The organism is Pontibacter sp. HJ8, from assembly GCF_054824225.1.
The window spans coordinates 1-1,496 of the sequence record NZ_JSYF01000500.1; the positions used below are offsets into that span (position 1 = coordinate 1).

Annotated in this window: 1 protein-coding gene; it reads left to right on the plus strand. The window is 50.2% G+C overall.

Annotated features, from left to right (window positions below):
* Positions 1-377 precede the first annotated feature (377 nt).
* Positions 378-1,331 (plus strand): sugar phosphate isomerase/epimerase family protein, encoded by a 954-nt coding sequence (locus OB13_RS18580; protein ID WP_461491682.1) that lies wholly within the window; start codon positions 378-380, stop codon positions 1,329-1,331.
* The last annotated feature ends 165 nt before the right edge of the window (positions 1,332-1,496 follow it).

Below are 1,496 nucleotides of genomic sequence, written 5' to 3' on the forward strand. Positions count from 1 at the left end.
GTCCAAATAATTGTCCAAAGGGCATAAAAAAAGCCCCTCAACATAAACTGAAGGGCTTTCGAGTAGATCGAAGGATTGAATTATCGAACATTATCTACACGGATTTAGAGGATGTGGGCAAGTTTCTGCAGGTGGGAGAGGAGAAGTAAGTATATTATTTTGAACGAGACCCTTGTTGCAATGTATTGCAAACCTATAACCTAAGGAAATGCCATTGCGGGCTTATTGCAACAAACTCTGTTGCGCTGTTGGAACAGGTTATCTCATACTGTTGCAACGAGCTTACACTGGCTCAACGTTTCGCTTGCTTTTCCGGGTATATTGCCTTAGTTTACACTACGTTTCCTTCTGTATCGCTCACCCTAAAATCATACCCTATGTCAATAGATCGTCGCAGGTTTCTGCAGCAGCTGAGCAGTGCCACCGCCGGCTTGGCCGGAGTTTCGCTTTTAGGTGCTAATGCCTTAGCCGCGCAACCGCCCAAAAAGCTTTTCTTTAAGATTTCGCTCGCGCAGTGGTCGCTGCATAAGTCGCTGTTCAAAAAAGAGATCGATACGCTGGACTTCCCAAGGCTGGCCCGCGAAGTATACCAGATAGATGCGGTGGAGTACGTTAACCAGTTCATTAAAGACAAAGCCACCGACCAGCAGTTCCTGCGCCAGTTGCTAAGCCGCAGCCAGGACCACGGCGTGGTCAACAACATGATCATGATTGATGAGGAAAGCGACCTGGGCGACCCCGACAAGAAAAAGCGCCTGAAAGCCGTGGAAGTGCATAGGCACTGGGCCGATGCCGCCAGGTTCCTGGGCTGCAGCATGATTAGGGTAAACGCTTTTGGCGCCGGCAGCAGGCAAGAGGCAAAAGAGGCCGTAGTGGATGGGCTGGGGCTGTTGGGCGAGTACTGCCACCAGATCGGTTTGCAACTGGTCACCGAAAACCACGGCGGCCTGTCATCGGATGCCGAATGGATGGCCGATGTGCTGCGGCAGATAGACAAGCCCTACGTAGGCTCCTTGCCAGACTTTACCAACTGGTGCCTCCGTCGCGAGGGTCCCGGCTTCTGGGGCGGCAAATGTCTGGAGGAGTACGACCCCTACAGAGGCATGGCCACCTTAATGCCTTTTGCCGCAGGCGTAAGCGCCAAAGCCTTTGAATTTGATGCGAGAGGCAATTGCCTGGACATCGATTACACTAAAATGCTCAAGATCGTAAAAGACGCTGGCTATACCGGCTACATCGGCATAGAGTATGAAGGGGAGAGCCTGCCGGAAAAAGAAGGTATCCTGAAAACAAAAGCCCTGCTGCAGCGCGTAGGGGCCAGTCTGAGCTAAGTAAAGCCTCAAAAAGAAAGAGGCAAAAGCAGCTTTGAAACTGATTTTGCCCTTCTGGTATACCAAAGGAGTGAGATATCAAACCTTATCCAGAGGTATTTAGTGGCTTTATCAGTGTACCTTAAAGTAAATTAGTGACCTTTCAATAACTCTGGTCTTCCTGCA

Coding starts and splice junctions, on each gene's coding strand:
- OB13_RS18580 (WP_461491682.1), top strand. CDS start 378: ATGTCAATAGATCGTCGCAGGTTTCTGCAGCAGCTGAGCAGTGCCACC.